The 783-nt window shown below is 40.7% G+C and carries 2 protein-coding genes; both read left to right on the top strand.

The window, feature by feature from the left end:
- Positions 1-240, top strand: a 240-nt coding sequence (locus NJD71_RS13580; RefSeq protein WP_319052430.1) for an IS630 transposase-related protein, incomplete at its 5' end; no start/stop codon positions are given.
- Complete coding sequence (locus NJD71_RS13575) at positions 215-778, top strand: transposase (RefSeq protein ID WP_198015433.1); 564 nt, start codon at positions 215-217, stop codon at positions 776-778. The genes NJD71_RS13580 and NJD71_RS13575, both read left to right, overlap by 26 nt.
- Positions 779-783: the final 5 nt, after the last annotated feature.

The following is a 783-nucleotide window of genomic DNA, read 5'->3' as shown; positions in this document are numbered from 1 at the left end:
GAAGCTGCTGTTTTCTATGATATCAGTCCAACGACTATCCAGAAGTGGAAAAAGCGTCTTCATAGTAAAACCACTCGATATATTAAGCCCTACAAAATAGAGGATGAAGCCTTAGCTCAAGATGTCAAAGACCACCCTGACGATTATCACTATGAGCGAGCACAGCGTTTTGATTGTAGCCCAACAGGCATCAGTAAAGCCTTAAAGCGTATTGGTGTTAGCAAAAAAAAAGACACTTGAGCACCCCAAAGCTTGTCCTGTGAAAAGAGCGACTTATCTAGCCAAGCTTAACCACTACATTGCTCAAGGCTTTGCTATTGTCTATATGGACGAAAGTGGGTTTGAGAGTGAAACGATGCGTCCTTGTGGTTATGCACCCATTGGTAGCCCCTGCATTGGCAGTTACAATTGGCAAGCCAAAGATCGAACCAACGTCATTGGTGCACTATATGGCAAAACGCTGTTTGCACTCAATTGCTTAAAGACCAACATTAATAAAAAGATTTTCTATCACTGGTGCAAGTTCACGCTGATACCAAAGCTTAAGAGAAAATGTGTAATCGTTATGGATAATGCAGCCTTTCATAAGCGCGTTCAAAAGCTGCTTAACAGGCATGGTCACAGGCTATTATTCTTACCTCCTTATAGTCCTGACTTAAATCCCATCGAGAAAAAGTGGGCTCAAGTGAAGTTTTTACGCCAAGGTTGGATGGAAAATGACTTATCTAAATTGTTTTATGATATTCATCCAAAACATAACTCTTTTGTAGTGCAGTGACTATA

The sequence above is a fragment of the Psychrobacter sp. PP-21 genome (assembly GCF_033790785.1).
In the GTDB taxonomy this organism is placed as follows: domain Bacteria; phylum Pseudomonadota; class Gammaproteobacteria; order Pseudomonadales; family Moraxellaceae; genus Psychrobacter.
This window is presented reverse-complemented; position numbering and strand designations above follow the sequence as displayed.